The following is a 725-nucleotide window of genomic DNA, read 5'->3' on the forward strand; positions in this document are numbered from 1 at the left end:
GGTTCATATCACCTTACCGTCGCTTTTCGCAGATTAGCACGTCCTTCATCGCCTCTGACTGCCAGGGCATCCACCGTGTACGCTTAGTCGCTTAACCTCACAACCCACAGGCGTTTTGCAACGCTGCAGACTGCAAGCATTTGAGAGACCCGAACGCATCGTAAATTTCATTCTTATTACGGAGAATGAAAACGACGCGTCGTTTCAAATTTTCAGCTTGTTCCGGATTGTTAAAGAGCAATAACTTCGCAATGCATTCAGTAAATGCATTCTGAAGTTGTATCAACGCGGGTTCGTTGATGGTGGAGCTAAGCGGGATCGAACCGCTGACCTCCTGCGTGCAAGGCAGGCGCTCTCCCAGCTGAGCTATAGCCCCGATGAGTGTTGTAAAACGCATGAGTACCAAGGAGAATCATTTTTCAGGCAAGGCGCAGGGTCGCGACGCATAGTCTTCTATGCGAGCGGCGCTGTAACGCAGCATGAGAAATGATTTGGTAGGCCTGAGTGGACTTGAACCACCGACCTCACCCTTATCAGGGGTGCGCTCTAACCACCTGAGCTACAAGCCTGCAGGCGTTTTACGCTCTTCTCTAAGTTCATCAGACAATCTGTGTGAGCACTTCGCGGGAAGGTATCTTCAGGTAAGGAGGTGATCCAACCGCAGGTTCCCCTACGGTTACCTTGTTACGACTTCACCCCAGTCATGAATCACAAAGTGGTAAGCG

The 725-nt window shown here is 50.6% G+C and carries 2 tRNA genes and 2 rRNA genes; all 4 read right to left on the minus strand.

Annotation, left to right across the window (positions count from 1 at the left end):
* A 23S ribosomal RNA gene (locus FT726_RS27480) occupies positions 1-97 on the minus strand; the annotation flags it as partial.
* Positions 98-300: 203 nt separating this feature from the next.
* Positions 301-376: transfer RNA gene (locus FT726_RS27485), tRNA-Ala, on the minus strand.
* 116 nt (positions 377-492) lie between these two features.
* A tRNA-Ile gene (locus FT726_RS27490) sits at positions 493-569 on the minus strand.
* Between the two features lie 73 nt (positions 570-642).
* Positions 643-725 (minus strand): 16S ribosomal RNA (locus FT726_RS27495); the annotation flags it as partial.

The organism is Pantoea sp. Morm (genome assembly GCF_016643525.1).
Lineage (GTDB): Bacteria > Pseudomonadota > Gammaproteobacteria > Enterobacterales > Enterobacteriaceae > Pantoea > Pantoea dispersa.